The 20,105-nt window shown below is 69.8% G+C and carries 16 protein-coding genes; 13 read left to right on the forward strand and 3 right to left on the reverse strand.

The annotated features are described in order from the left end of the window. Positions 1-16 precede the first annotated feature (16 nt). From KB221_03990 to KB221_04000, 3 genes are all read left to right on the forward strand, one after another. Complete coding sequence (locus tag KB221_03990; protein ID WIY70192.1) at positions 17-1,129, forward strand: hypothetical protein; 1,113 nt, start codon at positions 17-19, stop codon at positions 1,127-1,129. Between the two features lie 105 nt (positions 1,130-1,234). Continuing rightward, positions 1,235-2,338: an Ada metal-binding domain-containing protein gene (locus KB221_03995; protein WIY70193.1), complete on the forward strand. Its 1,104-nt coding sequence runs from the start codon at positions 1,235-1,237 to the stop codon at positions 2,336-2,338. Then, positions 2,319-2,840, forward strand: a complete 522-nt coding sequence (locus tag KB221_04000; protein ID WIY70194.1) for a methylated-DNA--[protein]-cysteine S-methyltransferase — start codon at positions 2,319-2,321, stop codon at positions 2,838-2,840. Before KB221_03995 ends, KB221_04000 begins: the two co-directional genes overlap by 20 nt. Positions 2,841-2,844: 4 nt before the next feature. On the opposite strand, the gene KB221_04005 is transcribed toward KB221_04000, so the two are convergent. Beyond that, on the reverse strand, positions 2,845-3,513 hold the full coding sequence (locus KB221_04005; protein ID WIY70195.1) for a hypothetical protein: 669 nt from the start codon (positions 3,511-3,513) through the stop codon (positions 2,845-2,847). A gap of 141 nt (positions 3,514-3,654) precedes the next feature. Here KB221_04005 and KB221_04010 point away from each other — a divergent pair, with 141 nt between their 5' ends. The 6 genes from KB221_04010 (at position 3,655) to KB221_04035 (ending at position 10,475) form a co-directional block, all read left to right on the forward strand. Beyond that, positions 3,655-4,500, forward strand: a complete 846-nt coding sequence (locus tag KB221_04010) for a hypothetical protein (GenBank protein WIY70196.1) — start codon at positions 3,655-3,657, stop codon at positions 4,498-4,500. Positions 4,501-4,661: 161 nt separating this feature from the next. Then, positions 4,662-5,741, forward strand: coding sequence for a quinolinate synthase NadA (nadA, locus tag KB221_04015; GenBank protein WIY70197.1), 1,080 nt, complete (start codon positions 4,662-4,664; stop codon positions 5,739-5,741). Positions 5,742-5,928: 187 nt separating this feature from the next. Continuing rightward, on the forward strand, positions 5,929-6,711 hold the full coding sequence (locus tag KB221_04020) for a peptidase M50 (protein WIY70198.1): 783 nt from the start codon (positions 5,929-5,931) through the stop codon (positions 6,709-6,711). After that, on the forward strand, positions 6,708-8,228 hold the full coding sequence (locus KB221_04025; GenBank protein ID WIY70199.1) for an L-aspartate oxidase: 1,521 nt from the start codon (positions 6,708-6,710) through the stop codon (positions 8,226-8,228). The genes KB221_04020 and KB221_04025 overlap by 4 nt, the downstream gene beginning before the upstream one ends. Positions 8,229-8,239: 11 nt before the next feature. After that, a complete protein-coding gene (gene nadC / locus KB221_04030; protein ID WIY70200.1) occupies positions 8,240-9,085 on the forward strand; it encodes a carboxylating nicotinate-nucleotide diphosphorylase in 846 nt (281 codons plus the stop codon). 97 nt (positions 9,086-9,182) lie between these two features. Beyond that, a complete protein-coding gene (locus tag KB221_04035) occupies positions 9,183-10,475 on the forward strand; it encodes a hypothetical protein (GenBank protein WIY70201.1) in 1,293 nt (430 codons plus the stop codon). A 65-nt stretch (positions 10,476-10,540) separates the two neighbouring features. Here the strand turns inward: KB221_04035 and KB221_04040 are convergent, their stop codons facing one another. Then, positions 10,541-11,542 carry a cell wall hydrolase gene (locus KB221_04040; GenBank protein ID WIY70202.1) on the reverse strand — a complete coding sequence of 334 codons (1,002 nt, stop codon included), beginning with the start codon at positions 11,540-11,542 and terminating at the stop codon, positions 10,541-10,543. Between the two features lie 558 nt (positions 11,543-12,100). Between KB221_04040 and KB221_04045 the strand changes: the two genes are divergently transcribed. Beyond that, positions 12,101-12,286, forward strand: a complete 186-nt coding sequence (locus tag KB221_04045; GenBank protein WIY70203.1) for a hypothetical protein — start codon at positions 12,101-12,103, stop codon at positions 12,284-12,286. A gap of 159 nt (positions 12,287-12,445) precedes the next feature. Continuing rightward, positions 12,446-12,808: a DUF6481 family protein gene (locus tag KB221_04050; protein WIY70204.1), complete on the forward strand. Its 363-nt coding sequence runs from the start codon at positions 12,446-12,448 to the stop codon at positions 12,806-12,808. A 36-nt stretch (positions 12,809-12,844) separates the two neighbouring features. Here KB221_04050 and KB221_04055 read toward each other — a convergent pair whose 3' ends face one another. Next, positions 12,845-16,894: a PAS domain S-box protein gene (locus KB221_04055; protein ID WIY70205.1), complete on the reverse strand. Its 4,050-nt coding sequence runs from the start codon at positions 16,892-16,894 to the stop codon at positions 12,845-12,847. A 276-nt stretch (positions 16,895-17,170) separates the two neighbouring features. On the opposite strand from KB221_04055, the gene KB221_04060 reads away from it, so the two are divergent. Further along, positions 17,171-18,331 (forward strand): cell wall hydrolase, encoded by a 1,161-nt coding sequence (locus KB221_04060; protein WIY70206.1) that lies wholly within the window; start codon positions 17,171-17,173, stop codon positions 18,329-18,331. 167 nt (positions 18,332-18,498) lie between these two features. Next, positions 18,499-20,085 carry a PAS domain-containing protein gene (locus KB221_04065; GenBank protein WIY70207.1) on the forward strand — a complete coding sequence of 529 codons (1,587 nt, stop codon included), beginning with the start codon at positions 18,499-18,501 and terminating at the stop codon, positions 20,083-20,085. Positions 20,086-20,105: the final 20 nt, after the last annotated feature.

Raw genomic sequence — 20,105 nt, forward strand, 5'->3', positions numbered from 1 at the left:
GCTGAAGGGGAAAGCCATGGACCTGATCGACCGCTATCTGAACGCCGTCGCCGCGCAGTTGCCGCAGGACGAACGCGCCGACATCACCGCCGAACTGCGCGACCTGATCCTGAGCCGGTTCGAGGCGAAGGAAGAGGCGCTGGGCCGCGCCCTGACCGAGGATGAGCAGGAGGCGATCCTGCGCGAGATCGGCCATCCGCTGGTCGTGGCCGCCCGCTATCGCAAGGGGCCGGACTCGCTGGTCGGACCGGAGCTGTTTCCCTACTGGCTGTTCGGCGTGAAGGCCGGACTGATGGTGCTGGCGGCGGTCTTCGCCCTCACCCTGTTCATCCGGGTGATCGGTGGATCGGACAATTTCGGGCAGGACATCGCCCAGGCCTTCCACGGCTTCTTCGGGGCCGGCCTCACCCTGATCGGGGCGGCGACCCTGGCGGCGGCGATCTTCGAGCATCAGGGCATCCGGCCGGCGTTCCTGACCAGATGGCGGGTGAAGGATCTCGGGGCCTTCGGCCTGGCCGATCCGGCGGCCTGGGGCATGTCGATGACGGGAACGGAGCCGGCGCAGGCCACGAAACCGTCCTGGATGCCGCGACGTCGGGCCAGGGCCTGGCCGGGCGGGGAGTATCTGTTCTCTTTCCTCGCCACCGGCATGTTTGTGCTGTGGTGGATCGGAGCGATCCATTTCCCCGGCTTGATGTCGGTTGAGCTTCGCGGCGAGGACGCGGTGGTCAGCGGCGCACCGATCTGGTCGATCCTGTTCGGGCCGATCCTGCTCTACGCCTTCGCCCAGATGGCCGTGGACCTGGCCAGCCTGGTCCGACCCTATGCCGTCCGGGCGCGGGCGGCGGCCCGGATCGTTGTCGCCGGTGCCGGCCTGTGGCTGACCTGGGTCATCTTCGAGGCGGGGCACTGGTTCACCCTGACGCGTGACGGGGAGACCGCCCGGATCGCCGGCGACTGGACCATGCTGGACTTCGATACCCTGCGAAATCTGGGCGACGGCGCGCGGGATCTGGTCGGTATCGCCAGCACCCTGTCGGTGGTGATGGTCTGGGTTCTGGCCATCTCCGCGATCAGCCTGGCGTTCAGGGTCCTTGCTGACCTGGGGCGGCTGGCGCGGGGTATGTAAGCAGGCCGCGATCAGAAGGCTCCGCCTTCTCGATCCGACGCGGCCCGGCACGGCCATGTCCGAAAACCGCGAGACTTCCATGGCCGCAGCGATCATTCTGCGGTCATGGAAAACGCCGGCGAACTCGATCAGGAGGCCTGCTATCGCGCCGTGCTGACGCGCGATGCGCGGTTCGACGGGCGGTTCTTCGGCTGTGTGAAGACCACGGGCATCTACTGCCGTCCGGTCTGTCCGGCACGGACGCCGAAGCGGGAGAACATGTTCTTCGTGGTCTCGGCCGCGGCGGCCGAGGAGGCGGGCTTTCGCGCCTGTCTGCGCTGCCGCCCGGAGACGGCCCCCGACATGGGGGCGTGGCGGGGCACCTCGAACACCGTCAGCCGGGCCCTGGCCCTGATCGAGGCGGGGGCGCTGGATGAGGACGATGTCGACGGACTGGCGGGTCGGCTGGGCGTCGGCGAACGGCACCTGCGACGGCTGTTCCGCCAGCATCTGGGCGCCGCCCCGGTCAGCGTGGCCCAGACCCGCCGGGTGCTGCTGGCCAAGGCGCTGATCCACCAGACCGATCTCAGCATGGCACAGGTGGCGCTGGCCTCCGGCTTCGGCAGCGTGCGGCGGTTCAACGAGACGTTTCAGGCCCTGTATGGCCGTCCGCCCTCGGCGCTGCGGCGGCGCGGCGAGCGGGTGCATGAGGGCGGGGTGCGGCTGAGCCTGTCCTTCCGACCGCCCTATGACTGGGACGCCATGTTCGCAGCCCTGACAGCGCGCGGCGATGCCGTCGAAGGGCGGCGCTGGTCGCGGGTCCTGACGCGGGGTGTGGACGGCGCAGACGGCGCGGTCACGGTCGAGCCGGCGGAGGCGGGGCGGGTCTCGGTCTGCGTCGAGGCGGACGACCTGAAGGCGCTGCCGGGTGTGCTGGCGCGGGTGCGGCGGGTGTTCGACCTGTCGGCGGATCCGGACGCCATCGGGCGCGACCTGTCGGCCGACCCGGCGCTGAGGCCGCTGGTCGCGGCGCGGCCGGGGCTGCGGCTGCCCGGCGAGTGGATCGACGATGGGGACGAGGCGCCCAACGACCGCCTGGACGATGAGATGCTCGCCACCCGCGCCGAAACCTGGCGCCCCTGGCGGGCCTATGGTGCGCTGCATCTGACCCTGGCCGGGATCAGCGGTGCGCGACTGATGGAGAGCGACGATGCGAAACGCGCAGCCTGAGACCCTGACCCTCGACCGGGTCGCCACGCCGGTGGGCGAGGTGCTGCTGGTCACCGATGGCGAGGGTGCCGTGCGGGCGCTGGATTTCGCAGACTATGAAGCCCGGATGACCCGGCTGCTGGCCCGCCATGCCCCGGGCGCGATGGTGGTAGAAGGTCGTGCGCCGGAGCCGGTCCGGACCGCGGTCGAGGGCTATTTCGGCGGCGACGTGCGGGCTCTGGACGGATTGACCGTCGCGACGGGCGGTACGGACTTCCAGCGCACCGTCTGGAAAGCTCTGCGGGCCATACCGGCGGGCGAGACCCGGACCTATGGCCAGCTGGCGGCGGCGATCGGCTCACCCAGGGCGGTGCGGGCCGCGGGACTGGCCAACGGCCAGAACCCCATAGCGGTCATCGTGCCCTGTCACCGGGTGATCGGCGCGAACGGGACGCTGACCGGCTACGCCGGCGGGCTGGCGCGCAAGCGCTGGCTGCTGGCCCATGAGGGTGTCGCGGTCTGACGGCTCAGAATTTGTAGTTCAGGCCCACCTGGATGATCGGGAACAGGCCGTAGCCCTCGACATCGTCAGTGATGTTCCGGCTCTCGTCGCGCAGCCGGGCCTGGAAGGTCGGATCGTTGGACAGGCTGCCGCCGGTCGAGGTCAGGGCGACTTCGGGCGCATCGCTCCAGGCGACGCCCGCAATGGCGCGAATGCCCCAGCGCCCGCTGCGATAGAAGGTGTCGTCCCAGCCGATACCGATGAAGGGGGCGACGTCCTGCAGTTTGATGGAGCCGCCCAGCGTGCCGATCTGGGCGGGCGAATAGGTCTGGCCGCCGATATTGACCGGTGCCGTGGGCGTGCCGGCCAGGGCGATGTCGCGGTCGCCCAGATAGGCCCCGCCGGAGATCAGCAGACCATTGGCCAGCGGGTGCATGTCGATGAAGGCACCGACCGTGTCGAAGGTCAGATCAGCATTGTAGTCGACGTCATCGTAGCTTTCGTCCGCGCTGTGGGTCAGCCGGTCCGTCGACCCTCTCAAGGTGAAGATCGGTCCCATCTTGACCTGTACCTCAAGGCCGATGCCCGAGGTGCCGACGGCCGCGCCGACCGCGACGCCGGGCTCCGACGATTGCGCCATCGCCGATCCGGCGGACAGAAGGACGGCGGCGACCGCGACGGGGATCAGGCGCATGGGACTCTCCGGTGAAGCGTCCGTTGCATCCTGTTCCGGTTAAGATCGTGTTTCCCATGTTCGGGGCGGCTGTCGCGTGAGGTCTTGACCAGACCGGGTTTGCTGTCGTCATCTGGCGTCGGGATGCTGGGGAGCAAATCCATGAAATCGACGCTGTTTGCGGCGCTGTGCGCTGTCCTCTGTGCGGGGCCGACCCTCGCGGTCGCTCAGGACGAGGACGACTGGGAATTCCAGCACGAGCCCAGTCTGAACCAGACGGTCGCCGCCGTCCGCTATGACGCGGGCGTGGCCATTATCGTCCAGTGCCGGGATCGCGCGCTTTCGGCTGCCCTGATCGGGATGCCGGCGGGCGTGGGCGGCATCGAGGTGCAGGCGCGGCGCGGAGACGGTCGCACCGATGTCCAGACCTGGGTCCCCGGACCGCAGCCGGGCATCCTGATGAGCACCGTGCCCGCGCGGGACATCCGCTTCATGCGCGGCGGTGGCCTGTATTCGATCCGCACAGCGGACGGAGCGTCGCGGGCCCTGCGCACGAATTTTGACCTCCCGACGCAGTCGGCGAACCTCGACCGGGTTCTTTCTGCGTGCGGCTGGGGTCTGACAGACGACCGGGACCAGCTGGCGCGGGCGGGACGAGCCGAGGTCAGCTTCCGCGATCCCGATGCGCCGCCGCCGCGCGAACGGCCGCGTGGGCGCGGGGCCCGGGCGGGCCTGCCGGAGGCCCCGACGCCCGCGGGGCCGCCTGTGCAGCAACTGCCCGTGGCGGAGCTCCAGATCAGCTGCGTGCTCCAGGACCTGAAGCTGACCGGCTGCCGGTTCGACCTGCCGGCCGCGGCCACGGCACCCGATGCCGTGCGTACGCTGCGCCGGGTGGAAGGCGGGCAGATGTACGCCCTGGAAGGGGCGACCCCGGACGGGAAGGTGGTGTTTACAACCATCCCTTCCACCACAATCATCGACTATCTCGTCACCATTCCGGCTCGCTAGCCGTCCTCCTCAGGGTGGCGATCCGGACTTGCATTTCTCCGCCATCCGCCTAGATTGTCCCTGCTTATGCTGAAAGTGAGCATAAGTCGGCGACGGTCAGTGTGACCAGTCGCCGTTCTTCGGGCCTCTGATTTGCTCAAATCGAGCAAAAGGGATGCGAAATGGCAGACGGTGCGTTCGGAATGACTGAGGCACTGGCGCGGGAAACCGCCCCGGTCTGGGCCAAGGTCAAGGACCATGTGACGCCCATGGAGTGGCCGGCGCAGGCGGCGCTGATCAGCGAGATCAATGCGCTGAAGAAGAGCCGCGACGCCGTCATTCTGGCGCACAACTATATGACGCCCGAGATCTTCCACGGGGTCGGCGACTATGTCGGCGACAGCCTTGGCCTGGCCAAGGAGGCCGCGCGGTCCAAGGCGAAGGTGATCGTCCAGGCCGGCGTGCATTTCATGGCCGAAACCTCGAAGATCCTGAGCCCCGAAAAGACGGTGCTGATCCCCGACTTGCGCGCCGGCTGCTCACTCGCGGCATCGATCACGGGCGCGGACGTGCGGCTGATCAAGCAGCGCTACCCGGGCCTGCCGGTGGTCACCTATGTGAACACCACGGCCGATGTGAAGGCCGAGACCGACATCTGCTGCACCAGCGCCAACGCCGTGCAGGTGGTCGAGTGGGCGGCGAAGGAATGGGGCGTCGACCGCGTCATCCTGATCCCCGACGAGTTCCTGGCCCGCAACGTCGCGGCCCAGACCAACATCGGCATCATCGCCTGGAAGGGCCGCTGCGAGGTGCATGAGCGCTTCACCGCCGCCGACATCGCCGAGATGCGCGAGGCCTATCCCGGCGCGGAAATCCTCGCCCATCCGGAGTGCCCCGAGGACGTGCTGTCGGCGGCCGATTTCGCCGGCTCGACGGCGGCGATGACCGACTACATCACCAGCCGCAAGCCGAAGCAGGTGGTGCTGATCACCGAATGCTCCATGGCCGCCAACATCCAGGGCGATGTGCCCGAGGTCAGCTTCATCGGCCCCTGCAACATGTGCCCGCACATGAAGCGGATCACGCTGGAGAATATCCGCGACTGCCTGCTGAACATGCAGTTCGAGGTCACGGTGCCCGAGGATATTGGCGAACGGGCCCGGCTGGCCGTGCAGCGGATGGTGGACCTGCCGCCGCCGGTGGTCCCCGCGCGCTACGACATGATCAAGGCGCGGCACCATGTGGCGGTGGAGCTGATCTGATGCACTACGTTCCGCCCGTCCGCGCGGTGGCGACGATCGACAAGCGCAGCCTGCGGCTTCTCGCCCTGCTGGCCTTGTGGCTGCGGTCAGAAAAGGCCACGTCGTCGCGATGACAGACAGCCAGACCCCCCGCCCCGGTCCCTGGGACCCCAAGCCCGAAGCGGCAGCCCCCGCACGGGAAGCGGCTGTGGCCGATCGGGGTCCGCCCCGCAGCGCCGAGCCGCCGCTCGACAAGGGTCAGCACCCGGTCTGGGCCGTAGTCTCGACCCTGCTCCTGGGCGGCTTTATCTGGTGGGTCAGCGGCAGCTGGGTGATCGCGGTCGCGGCCATCTGGGGCCTGCTGGTGCACGAATACGGCCATGTGCTGGCGATGAACCGGCTCGGGATGGGGCCGGCGAAGATCTACATCATCCCCTTCCTCGGCGGCGTGGCGAAGAGCCAGCGCCTGCCGAAGAGCGAATGGGACGGCGTGCTGGTCTCCCTGGCCGGGCCCGGGTTCGGCCTGCTGGCCGCCATTCCCTTCTTCGCCGGCTACATCGCCATGGGTCACGCCGAGTGGCTTCTGGGCGCGGCGGTCATCGCCGCGATCAACCTGGTCAATCTCGCGCCCGCCCCGCCGCTGGACGGCTCCAAGGCGCTGGGTCCCGTGCTGGCGCGCATCCATCCCAATGTCGAACGCGGGGCCATGCTGCTGATCGGCGCGCTGGTGGTGTTCTGGGGGATCACCACGGGGCGGTTCATCCTCGCCGCCTTCCTGGCCATCGCCCTGATCGGCCACCTGCGTCGCGGCGCGTGGCGCCCTGATGGCCGGCCGCTGACCGGCCGCGAGGCCGCGCAGAGCGTCGGCCTGTTCCTTGCCGCCGCGGCGGCCTGCGCGGGCGTGGGCCTGGCCGCGCTGATGCCGCTTGCGGGGGGCTCCCTGCCCGGGGCGCTCGAGATCGCGGGCAGCTATCTGGGGTTCGGCGGTTGAGCCGCACCGTCCATCATGATGGGCCGCTGATCATCGGCGGCGGCTTGGCGGGGCTATCGGCCGCGCTGGAGGCCGCGCCGCGCAAGGTGCTGGTCGTCACGCCCGCGCCCCTGCTCGAGGCCTGTTCCTCGGCCTGGGCCCAGGGCGGGGTGGCGGCGGCCCTGTCGCCGGATGACGCCCCGGCCCTGCATGCGGCCGATACGGCGGCGGCGGGCGCCGGTCTGGTCGAGGCCGGGGCGACCGACACCCTGACCGGAGACGGCCGCGCCACGGTTGAGTGGCTGGCGTCGCTGGGCGCGCCCTTCGATCGTGACGCCGCCGGCGGCTTTGCGGTCAGTCTGGAAGCCGCGCATTCACACGCCCGCGTCGCCCGGGTCGGCGGCGACGGCGCGGGGCGGGCGATCCTGTCGGCCCTGATCGCGGCCGTGCGCGCCGCGCCGCATATCGAGGTCTGGGAAGACGGGCGGCTGCGCGGCCTGGTCCAGGACGCCGGCGGTCGGGTCTGCGGTGCCCTGATCGAGCGTGGGACGCCCGGTTCGGGGCGGATGATCAAGGTGTTGGCCCCCGCCGTCGTGCTGGCCACCGGGGGTGCCGGCGGCCTGTTCGCCCGCACCACCACCCCCGCCGCCCTGCTGGGCGAAGGCATGGCCGCGGCCTATCTCGCGGGCGCGGAAATCCTCGATCCGGAGTTCGTGCAGTTCCATCCGACCGCCATGGATGTCGGCCTCGACCCCATGCCGCTGGCCACCGAGGCCCTCCGGGGCGAGGGCGCGCGGCTGATCGATCGGGACGACCGCTTCCTGCTGGGCGAGGCGGCGGACGCCGACCTGCAGCCGCGCGATGTTGTGGCGCGGGCGGTGCATGCCGCGCGCGCCGCCGGTCGCGGGGCCTTCCTCGACTGCCGCAGCGCCATCGGGGCCAGGCTGGCCGAGGAGTTTCCCACCGTCTTCGCCGCCTGTATGCGGGCCGGGCTGGACCCGCGCGAGACGCCGATCCCGGTCGCCGCGGCGGCTCACTATCACATGGGCGGGATCGCCGCGGGCACCGACGGCCGCACCAGCCTTCCGGGCCTGTTTGCCGTCGGCGAATGTGCCTCGACCGGCGTGCATGGCGCGAACCGCCTGGCCTCCAACTCCCTGCTGGAAGCCGCGGCGTTCGGACGGCGGACGGGACGGGCGGCGGCGCTGGAAGCTCCGGGGGTGGGCGAGACCCTGCCTGTGACGGTGGCTCCGGACCTTTTGCCCGACGCGCTGCAAGCGCTGCGCAATGCGATGAGCGACGGTTCCGGCGTGGTGCGCGACGCGGCCGGTCTCGGCGCCACCCTGGCCGTCATCGCCCGGCTGGAAGCCGCGGCACCGGGCGCCCTGCCGCTGGTCGCCGCGCGGCTGATCGCCGAGGCGGCGCTGGCGCGACGCGAGAGCCGCGGCGGCCACTATCGCTCGGACTATCCCGCGACCGCCGCCGTCGCCGACCATACCCACGTCCACGCCGACCCTGTGCTGGTCGCCGCAGCCTGAACGAGCGACCGATGATCCGATCCCTCCCCGACATCCTGATCGAACCCTTGGTGCGTATGGCGCTGGTCGAGGATCTCGGCCGGGCCGGTGATGTGACGGCGCAGGCCTGCATCCCCGATGGCGCGCGGATGCGGGCCGTGTTCGCGGCGCGCAAGGCGGGCGTTCTTGCGGGAATCGATTGTGTGCGCCTGGCCGTGCTGGCGATGGACCCAGGGGCTTCCATCGCGCTGAAGCTGCGCGACGGCGACGCCTTCGAGGCCGGGGCGGTGCTGGCCGAAGTAGAGGCCGACGCCCGCGCCTTCCTCGCCTCCGAACGGACGGCGCTGAACCTGTTGGGACGTCTGTGCGGCATCGCCACCCTGACCCGGGCCTATGTCGAGGCCGTCGCCGGCACGAAGGCGCGGATCGCCGACACCCGCAAGACCACGCCCGGCCTGCGCGCGCTTGAGAAACACGCGGTGCTGTGCGGCGGCGGGGTCAATCACCGCTTCGGGCTGGATGACGCCATCCTGATCAAGGACAACCATGTCGCCGTCTGCGGCGGGGTGGGCGAGGCCGTGCGTCGGGCGCGCGCCGTGGTCGGACACCTGATGAAGGTCGAGGTCGAGGTCGACGGGCTGGATCAGCTGGACGAGGCGCTGGCGGCCGGGCCGGACGTCATCATGCTCGACAATTTCACCCTGCCGATGCTGCGCGAGGCGGTGGCCCGCACGGCCGGGCGGATCACGCTTGAGGCCTCGGGCGGGGTCAATCTGGAGACCGTGCGCGGTATCGCGGAGACGGGCGTGGACGTGATCTCGGTCGGTGCCCTGACCCACTCCGCGCCGGCGCTGGATGTGGGGCTGGACGTAGCCTGAGCCACATTGACAATAGTTAATGTCCCTCCTGCATCCATGACGCCGCCCCTGATCCTCAAGTCATCGGGAGGACGACTTCCGTCCGGGGAGATGCACCATGATCGATCGCCGCACGATGCTGGCCGCCGCAGGCCTGGTCGGACTGGGGGCCGGACCGGCGCTGGGGCAGACCGCCCCGGCCGCGCCCGCCGCGCCCGCCGCGCCGCAGCCCACTCTGCTGGAACGGTTGGCCACGCGGGCGGGCGAGAACCGCCACAGGCTGGAGTTCGCCGACGGCCGCTTTTCCGGGCCTGGCTGGGACCTGCTGGTCGCCGAGGGACGCAAGGCGCGGTTCTTTCTGCTGGGCGAGGAACACGGGATCGCCGAGAATCCGATGCTGGCGGCGGCCCTGTTCGCGGAACTGGCACCGTCCGGATACGACACGCTCGCCATCGAGACCTCGCCACTCATGGCCGCTGAGCTGGATCGGGCGTCCGCCGGGGGCGTCGACGGGCTGCGACAGCTGTTCGCCGACCCGCGGTCCCAGGCCGCCTTCTTTGGCATGCGCGAAGAGGCCGGGATGCTGGCGGCGATCCGCGCGGCCGTTCCACCCGGGCGGCCGGTCCTGTGGGGGCTGGACTACGACATAGCCGCCGACCGGCTGGCCATTGCGCGGTTGACCGCCCGACCCAAGCCGGCGGCGGCAGCGGCGGCGCTGGCGCGCCTGGAGGCCGCGTCACTGGCGGCCTGGGCGCAATATGAAGCCACCCGCGGGCCGCAGCACATCTTCAACTTCTCGGGCGACCCGTCCCTTGTACGGGCCGTCCGCGAAGCCTGGCCGGACGCCGACCCGGACGCGGCATGGATGCTGACGGTTCTGGAGGAGACCCTGGAGATCAACCGGCTGTTCCTCTCGGGAAGCGGCCTGGCCTCGAACCAGCGTCGGGCGGAACTGAACAAGGCCAATCTGTTCCGGTACTGGCGACAGGCCCGGTCGGAAGGCCGGAGCCCGCGGGCCATGTTCAAATTCGGAGCCAATCACATGGTCCGGGGACTGAACATGACGGAGGCCTTCGACCTGGGCACCACGATTCCCGAGCTGGCGGCGCTTGAGGGCGAGTCGACCTTCAGCCTGATGGTTCTGCCGGGAAGCGGCCGGTCGGTCGCGGTGCTCGATCCGGTCACCTGGACCTACCGCGAGAGCGAGCCTCGGGATGACTACGCCGCGGGCCTCGAGGCGGTGGCCGGCCAGGCGTTCGACGACGTCTTCACGGTCATCGATCTGCGTCCGCTCCGTGCCCTGCTGCCGGGCCTACGCACAGCGGGGGTCAACCGCGAGCTGGTCCGGATGGTTCACGGCTTCGATGGACTTCTGGTGATGAGCGGCTCCGGCCCTTCGCGGAACCTCTGACCGCGGGTCCGGGAACCGGGACCTCGCCCGGTGACGCCCTGGATGGGGTGGCGGGGACCGGAAGGTCAGGCGGTCGGCGCGGCCCGGGCGGCGGTCGCGTCGGTCGCTGCGGGGGCCGGAGCCGGGGCGGGAGCCGGGACCGGCACCATGGCACCGGGCTCCTGGGCGGCGCCGGCGTCCGCGCCACGCTCCTGGGCGACCAGCATATTGTAGGCGACCGCGCCGGCTTCGCGGACCGGGCCCGTGGGGTCCAGGCTGGCCTGGATCAGGCGGGGTGCCTCGGCCTCGCTCGACGGGCGGGCGGCGTAGGAGAAGGCCTCGCGCGAGCCTGAGCGGCCGCCGAAGCGATAGAACAGATGGTCGCCGACCTGACCGACCCGCACCAGCGAGTTGCGCCAGCCCGGCGCGACGCCGGTGGTGTGGAAATGGGTGGCGTTGCCGACGCCGGCGTAGACGGCGCCGGACAGGGCGGCCGAAGCCACTTCACGGGCGCGGTCCCAGGCGGCGCGGTTGACGCGGCCGCGCATCGAGCCGTCGCAGGTGAAGCTGAACTGGCAACCCGTGCGGCGGCCGGCCCCCTGGAAGACGACGCCGCAGACGCTGTTGGGGAAGGCCGCGTGACGAACGCGGTTCAGAACCACCTGGGTGACGGCGCGCATGCCGTCACGGCCCTCGCCGCGGGCTTCGTAATAGGCGGCCTGGGTCAGGCAATCGAGGTCGCGCGAGGCGTCGAGGGTGCTGCCGAGGCGGAAGGGCAGGGCGGCCACCGGCCCGGTCAGATTGACCCGGCGCAGGCCGCCACCGGCAGACTGGTCGCGCAGTTGTTCCAGGCGGGCAGTCAGGAGTTCGGCCTGGCGATCCCGCTGGGCACCGCCGGCGACGGTATAGGGATCGTGCCGTCGGGCGATGGTCAGGGCGCTTTCGTCCAGACCTCCCGCGGCAGCCGCAAGGGCTTCCTCGGTGAACCCCGCTGCGGTGGCTCCGTCGATGCGTTCCGCCTGGGCCCGCACGGTCGTGGCTTTCGCCGCCGTGCCGCCCAGATAGGCGCAGCCGATCGCCAGTCCCACCAATGCGCCGAACGCCGCCGCCGCCGATCCGGGCCGAATCCGGGCCGCACGATCAACAGGGGGGTTCACACGCGTCTGCGGGGCTTTCGGCAAGGGCTCAGTCCTGTACGGCAGGGCGCAATGCCGCCCCCGGGTAGTCTCGCAACCGGGCGACCCTCTCCAATCCCTGGAGATCGGCGTCGCGATCCGCTTGCGGTAAATCGACGGTCAGCGAACGAGCCGGCTATCGAGGACGCGCCTTAAGCCAGCCGTTTGTGGCGCCAATGTGGTTGATTCGCAAGATTGGTGTGCGACGCAACATCGCGGACACGCCGCGCTGTATCCGGAAGTGAACGCCTCCATCGAGCTTTATAGTCACGTTCAGTGAAACATCGCTTTACTGTAAATGCTATCACATCGACAACACGAACCAAGTGTCACGGCTGGCCTCACCGATTGATAGCGCGCCCAACTGTTGTCTTCACGATTAACAGGAATTTGCCAATGACTTGAGGGAAGCGACCGGAACCGGCGAAGGGCCGGGGGCGTTCAAGCTCCGCTATTGGAAGGATTTTCCCCATGAAACGCTTCGCTATCACCCTCGTCGTCGCCGCCACGGCCCTGGCCGCCGCCGCCTGCGGCCAGACCATCGAGCAGAGAGCCGCCACGGGTGCCGTCGCCGGTGCCGTCATCGCGGGGCCCGTCGGGGCCGCTGTGGGAGGCGCGGCGGGCGCGGCGGTCGGTCAGGCCGAGAAGCCGAACTGACACAGTCGGCCTTCGAGTGAGCGGGGCGGCGGTCATCGGCGCCTCGCGAACTTGATTTCCGCGCCCATTTAGGGTTAGCGACGCGCCGGGCTGCGCTGCAAATCGCCCGACCGCGTTCCAGCGCATCCATAAACGTTCAAGGACATCGACGCCCTCCGCATGAGAGATCTGAAACAGACCGGCTTCACCGACCGCCTTACGGCTCAGCAGGAGGCCAAGAAGGCCCTGCTCGCCCGGTTCAAGCCCAAGGCCGCCGCCCCCGATCCCGAATTCGAAAAGCTGGCCGCCAAGCGCGCCGCCGAGAAGGAGGCGCTGCGCCAGCAGCACGAGCTCGCCAAGGCCGAGGCCCGGCGCGAGAAGGCTGAAAAGGAAGCCGCGCGCATGGCGGCCAACGCAGAGGCCCAGGAAGCCGTCGAGGCCGAGAAGCGCGCCGCCCGCAAGGAGCGCAAGGCCCTGACCAAGGAAGAACAAAAGGCCGCCCGCGACGCCCGCTACGCCGCGCGCAAGGCACGCACGCGCTGATATCCATGCCGGTCGGCCGAAAGGCCGGCCGTCACCTCAGCTGAGCTCGCCCAGAATGCGGGCCAGTTGCTCGCCCGAGTAGGGCTTGCGCAGGAACGGCCAGGGCGCGTCAGCCAGGGCCGCATCCACATCCTCGCCGGCATAGCCCGAGGTCAGCACCACCCGCATTTCCGGGTAATCCCGTCCGCACATCCGCGCCAGTTCGATGCCGGTCATGCCACCGGGCATGACGACGTCGCTCAGCATCATGTCGAATTTTTCGCGCTTCAGCAGATCCAGCGCCTGCGGCGCGGTCTCGACGGCGCGCACCTCCAGCCCGAGACCTTCCAGCAACTCCAGCGCCACGACCGCGACGCTGGCGTCGTCCTCGACCAGCAGCAGGCGACGGCCGGCGGCCATCGGCCGCGCGGCTTCCGGCCCGGCGTCGGCGACGATACGGAGGGTCTCGTTCAACGGCGGCAGGAACAGTTTGATCTCGGTTCCACGTCCGACCGTCGAATGTATCTGGGCGGCCCCGCCGCTCTGGCGGGCGAAGCCATAGACCTGGCTCAGGCCCAGCCCCGTTCCCTTGCCCACGGCCTTGGTGGTGAAGAAGGGCTCGAACACACGCGCGATGACCTCGGGCGACATGCCCGCGCCATTGTCGCCGACGGTGACACAGACATAGTCGCCAGCCGCCAGGTCAGCGACTTCGCCAGCCTCGACCGTGCAGGACTGGGTCTGGACGGTGATCCGGCCCTTGTCGCCGACCGCGTCACGCGCGTTGACGACCAGATTCAGCAGCGCGGCCTCGAACTGGGACGGATCAACGCTGACCCGCGCGCCCCCACGCCGGAGCTTGAGCTTGAATTCCACGGCCTCGCCGACGGCGCGGCGCAGCAGGGGTTCGCTCTGGCGGATCTGCACGTTGAGATCGACGGCTTCCGGACGCAGGGCCTGCCGGCGTGAGAAGGCCAGCAACTGATGGGTCAGACCCTCGCCGCGCCGCGCCGCTGCCAGCGCCGCCTCGCCCAGCTTCTGGCGCTTGGCGGCGTCGTTGGGCGAGCGCAGCATGATGTCGAGCGCGCCGATCACCACGGTCAGCAGATTGTTGAAATCATGGGCCACGCCCCCGGTCAGGCGGCCGACAGCCTCCATACGCTGGGCGTGCATCAGATCCGCCTCGGCCTTGGCCTTTTCGGCCAGCGCCGCGCCGACCCGCTCCTCGAGCAGTTCGTTGATCCGCTTCAGGTCTTCCTCGGCGCGCTTGGCGTCGGTGACGTCGAGGTTGGCGCCGACATAGCCCTGGAACGTCCCGCTCGCATCGAAGCGGGGAATGCCTTCACAGCGAAGCCAGCGCGCTCCCAGACGCGGATGCTGGACCCGCATGGTGCGCTGGTAGCGGTCCCTGGCCTTCACGGCGCGTTCGAAGACCTCGTGATCGCCTTCAAGGTTCAGCGTCGTCACGGTCTGCCGCCAGCTGGACGCGAGGCCCGCTTCGCTGACCTCGAACCAGGTCTTGTAGCTGCGGTTGGCGAAGGCGAGGTCGCCCTTCTCATCCGTCATCCAGATCTGCACCGGCGCGCTGTTGGCGATGGTACGGAAGCGGGTTTCGGATTCGGACAGCCGGTTTTCGGCCTCCACACGCGCGGTCTCGTCGCGCAGGGTCAGAACGGCACCGATCCGGCCCCCGTCCGGCTTGAAGACCGGGCGGGCATTGCCGACCGCCAGCACTTCGGACCCATCGGGTCGCCGGATGCGCCAGCGGGCATTCAGGACCGTCTCGCCCCCGATCACGGCGCGCGCGAGCGGAAGCTGGTCGGACGAGTAGGGAAGGCCATCCTCGGTGAACAGATGATAGGTGGCGGAATAGTCCTCGGGCCCGACGTCCAGACGGTCGACCCCGTGCAGACGGACGGCGGCGTCGTTGACGAAGGTGATCCGACCCTCGGGATCGGTCACGATGACCCCCTCGGCCAGTTGGCCCAGAATGGCGTCCCGTTCGGCCGCAGCCGCTACGAGATTGGCGGCGGTCTCTCGGATGTCCGTGACATCGAAGGCGACGCCTACAAAGCCGATGACCGCATTGTCCGCGCCCTGACGGGGCCGCGAGAAGGACTTCAGCCAGCGATACTCGCCGTCGTGCCGGAGGTAGCGGGCTTCCATCGAGAACGGCTGGCCGGATCCCTCTCCGGCGAGGGATTCCTTCAGCACCCGCTCATGATCGTCCGGGTGGATGATCGCGCGCCAGTCGGCCAGCCTCGCCTCTTCATAGGTGCCGCCATTGTAGGCGACATAGGCCTGGTTGACGAAGGCACGGGTGCGGTCCTGCTGCGTCACCCAGATCAGCACCGGAGCCGTGTCGGCGATGGCGCGGAAGCGCTCCTCACTCTCTCGCACCTCTGCCTCGGCGCGGGTGCGTTCGATCTCGGTCCAGGTGCGCAGGGCGACGTCCTGCAACAGGGCGATTTCCGCCCCGGTCCATTCGCGGACGGTCGAGTGGTGCGCATAGAGGAAGGCGCGCAGGCCGCCGCCGCGGATCACGGGTGCGCGCATCAGGGCGCGTGTTTCCAGCCGATTGAAGACCTCCAGCCCGTCGCGGGTGCGCGGGTCCTGCTGAACGTCCGTAATATGGATCATGCGACCCTCGGCGAGGTCGGCGATCAGGTCGGCCCCGAGATCCTCCAGACTGAACTCGCCCTGGGCGCTGACGACGCCGGCCGTCCAGTCGCGGGTCATGGAGACCAGACCGCGTTCCTGGTCGACCTCGCCATAGCCGACCCGGTCCGCACCGAGTTCGACGCCGAGGGCCCGCTCGACCTCAAGGATGACGGCTTCGGGAGACGTCAGATCACGCAGCCGGTCGGTCAGTGCCAGAAGGAAGGACTGCCGTCGCTCCTGCCGTGAAAGCGCGTCGAGGGCCTCGCGGGTCTCGGTGGTGTCAAACGACATACCGACGTAGCCGAGGAAGACCCCGTCACCGGCGAACCGCGGCTTGACCGAAATCCGCATCCAGCGCCAGGCACCGTCCGCACGCTGGAACCGCGCCTCGAAGCCGTAGGGCAGGCGGTCGGGCCGTGCCGCAGCCATGGCCGCCTCGACGCCGGCCGCGTCGTCGGGATGAATGGCGGCCTTCCATACATCGCCCAGAAGGCGGTCGGCGGGTTGACCGTAGAACTCGACAAGAGCCGCGTTGACGAACTCGACCCTGGCCTCGGCATTGGTCATCCAGACGGGGGAGGGGGCCGTGTCGGCCATCAGCCGGAACCGGGCCTCGCTCTCGCGCAGCGCAGCCTCGGCGGCGCGGGCCTCGGTGACGTCGGTGTTGACGCCGATCAGGCCGCCATAGCGGCCGTCGGGCTCCAGACGCGGCCGGGCGTCCGTGTGCAGAACCCGCCACTCGCCATCGTGGCGACGGAAGCGGGCTTCGGTGGAAAAGGCGGCCTGGCGCGTCGCGGCCTCCGCCGTCACCGCCCAGACCTGCTCGACATCATCGGGATGGATCAGGGCGCTGAAATCAAAGCCGTCCAGCGACTCCGGCGCGTCCCAGAAGGCGCGCTGGGCGGCGTTCAGCTGGATGCAGCGGCCGGTCTCGTCGCTCATCCACAGCATGACCGGGGCGTGTTCGCTGACCAGGCGGAGCTGATGTTCGCGATCGTCGATGCGGGCCCGGCTGCTGTTCAGGGCCTCAAGCGACGCATCCAGGGCCCCGACCATGTCACGGAGCGCCGATGCGACGGCTGTGACGAACAGGCCCACGACGATGAAGTTGACGGTTGCGACGATCCCCAGCCGATCCGCCATCCCGGCCCCGACGGCACCGGGACCGACCAATAGCCAGCCGCCGAACAGGCAGGCGGCTGTGGCTGTCAGCCCCGCCAGCCGGCCTGCGGCCAGTGAGGCGATGATCACGCCCGGCAGCAGGATCATGAAGCCGGTGATATTGCCGTAGAAGCCGCTGAGCGAGCCGCGGAGGCACAGGGCCGCCCCTGCGGCACCGATGCCGACCAGCAAGGACACCCACCACGGGCGGGTCTTTACCCGCGCCAGCCGGGTGACGGCGGCACCAATACTGAACACCCGAACGAAATTCCCCAACGCGCTCATAGACCCCCGCTCGCGCGTACGCGTCATCGGCGAACGCCCTGGGCGGGCTTGAGTTCCCGTAAGCGTGACGATCGCAGCGGGGTTCGTCCGTGGGTCGAAAAGAGCCGAAGTCGGCGGGGCCTTTCACGCCCCGAAAGCGTTGGAGCTTGACCGAACCGGGCTTTTCCGCCTGAAAAGCGCCCCGCTTGGCGCGCAATCTGCACGATCGTCGGGCCATGTCCCGGCTTGGGAGCTGACTATTTGGCCAGGATCGACTGGACCGTGACGTTGAAGAGGATGCGCCGGCTTCTGGCCGTCGCGCCCGTGATGCTGGCTGCCTTCGGGGTCGCCATGGCCGCCAGTTCAACGCCGCGCCCCGAGATCGATCGCCGCGCCGAGACCATCCGCAGCCTGACCGGAGGCGATCTGGGCCCCGGCGGTTTCGCCGCCATTACCGGCCGGATGGACCCGTCCCAGCTGGCCATCGCCCTTCGTCACGACCCCGGGGAACGTCGCGCCGCGCTCTATGGACTGACCCCCGGCTGGGAGAGCCTGACCCTCGCCGGCCGGCCGACGCTGGACTTCGGCACCACGGGCCTGGACGCCATGAAGCTGAACGCGGCGACGCCGGACGCCTCGCAGTTTCTGCGCGTCGCCGCGCCCTTCGTCTTCAAGCCGGCGACGGCAGAGGATCGCCGTCGGGCGCTGCGCTGCCTGACCCAGGGCATCTATTATGAGGCCGCGCTTGAGCCCACCGAGGGCCAGGAGGCCGTCGCCCAGGTCATTCTGAACCGGGTGCGCGACCCCAACTACGCCAACAGTGTTTGCGGTGTGGTCTTCGAGGGTGCCGAGCGCACCACGGGCTGCCAGTTCAGCTTCACCTGCGACGGGGCGCTGTCCCAGGCACCGGTCGCCTGGGCCTGGAACCGCGCCAGGGTCGTCGCTGAGCGGGCGCTGGCCGGTCATGTGTCGACCCGCGTCGGCACCGCGACCCACTATCACGCCGACTATGTCCACCCCTGGTGGGCACCGACGCTGAACAAGCTGACCCAGATCGGGGCGCACATCTTCTATCGCTGGAAGGGCGTCTACGGAGAGCCGGCGGCCTTCCGTCAGGCCTATGCCGGTCGGGAGCCCCTGATCGACGAGGCGCGCTTCTCGCGCCCCCGCATCCAGATCGCCTCTGCGGCCGAGGCCGAGCTGGCCCTCAGTGAGGCCGCCGCCAGGGGGGAAGGCGTCATCCGCACTGTCGAGATCGACGGCCAGACCCGCGTCGTCGGCGTCGCCTCGCTGGGCGGCCGCCGTCAGGCCACGGCCGCCGATATCGCCGCCATCAACCAGCGTCTCGCCGCTTTCGAGTCACCGCCGTCGTCGGCAGCGTCGGAAGCGCCGGTCCGGGCGGCGCCTCCGGGCGTGACGGTCATGGACGTCGAGGAAGTGGGCCGCCCGGCTTCCTGAAACCGTTTCGGCGCAACGGTTTTGCCCCCGGGGCATTTCATCGCCGGACCTGCGGGACAGCACGTGCGCAAGGTTCGCCGGATACGGCGACACGGCGGCCTTTTGCCGACGCGGGTCCGGACCCCGATCGAGCAACAGGGCGCTGCCGCGCCGATGGAAGGCGCCGTTTGACCAATCCGATGGCCAGCGATCCCGACGCGATTGAAGCCGAGCGGCTCCGCGTCCTCCGGTCCTTCGACATCCTGGACACCGACCCGGAGCAGGCCTTTGACGACGTCATGCAACTGGCCGCGCGGATCTGCGAGGCCCCCGTCGGCATGGTCAGTCTGGCCGTCGGCGACAGGCAGTGGTTCCAGGCACGCGACGGGGTCGACGTCTCGCAGCTCGGCGGGGCGGGCTGGTTCTGTGACTATGCGATGGCCCAACCCGGCGTGACCCAGGTCGCCGATGCCGAACGGGATGAACGGTTCGCGGGAGACGCCCGTCTGGCCGGCACCTCCGCCTTCCGGTTCTATGCGGGCGCGCCCCTGGTCGACGATCAGGGCCTCGCCCTGGGCGTCCTGTGCGTGCTCGATACCCGCGCGCGCGCCGGGGGCCTGAACGAGACCCAGCTGATGACGCTGGACGTCCTCGCCCGGCAGGTCATGGCCCTGCTGGAACGCCGCAGGGCGTTGCGTGAGCGTCGGCGCAGCGATGAAGCCGCCACAGCCGCGGTCGAGGCCGCGCGGCTGGTGACCGAAAAGCTGGCCGAGAGCGACGCCCGCTTCCAGGCCATCGCCGACAGCATGCCCCAGATGGTCTGGTCATCGCGGCCCGACGGTCACCACGACTACTATAACGCCCGCTGGTACGCCTTTACCGGGGCGGCGGAGGGCTCCACCCTCGGCGACGCCTGGGGGGAGATGATCCATCCCGAAGACCAGGAACGGGCGCGGACGGCCTGGCGCGCCTCCCTGTCGACCGGCGAGCCCTATGAGGTCGAGTACCGGCTGCTGCACCACACCGGCTCCTATGCCTGGACCCTGAGCCGCGCCATGCCCATCCGCAATGCGGCGGGGGCCGTCACGCGCTGGTTCGGGACGGGCACGGACATCGCCGAGATGAAGCGACTGGAACAGGCCAAGGCGCTGCTGAGCCAGGAGTTGAGCCACCGGATCAAGAACATCTTCGCGGTGATCTCGGCCCTTCTGGCCCTGTCGGCGCGCCAGTACCCCGAGGCCAAGGCCTTCGCGCGGGCGGCCAGAACGCGGATTTCCGCCCTGGCCCGGGCCCATGAGTTCGTGCGGCCGCATACGGAATCCAGCAGGCCCAGCCTGGACGGCACCACGCTGCACGCCTTCCTCTGCGACCTGTTCCTGCCCTACGACGACGACGCGGGCGTGCCCCGGGTGGTGGTCAGCGGCGACGACGCGGATTTCGACGATCAGGCCGCGACGCCCGTCGCCCTGCTGTTCCACGAACTGGCCACCAACGCCGCCAAATATGGCGCCCTGTCCGCCCCCGAGGGCCGGGTCATGCTGTCGACCCGGCGGCAGGGTGACCGCTATGTCATGCGCTGGCGCGAGCGGGGCGGCCCGGCGGTGCGCGGCATACCGGACGCCTCCGGCTTCGGTTCGTCCCTTCTGGCCCTGTCGGTCGAGGGTCAGCTGGGTGGGGCCCTTGAACAGACCTGGGCGCGTGAGGGGCTGGAGGTTGTCGCCGACATCCCGGCCACGGCCCTGGCACCCCGCCGCGCGGCCGGAACATTCATGTGAACCGCCATCGGTGGCTCGCG

Origin of the sequence: Aquidulcibacter paucihalophilus (genome assembly GCA_030285985.1) — a bacterium.
Classification (GTDB): domain Bacteria; phylum Pseudomonadota; class Alphaproteobacteria; order Caulobacterales; family Caulobacteraceae; genus Brevundimonas.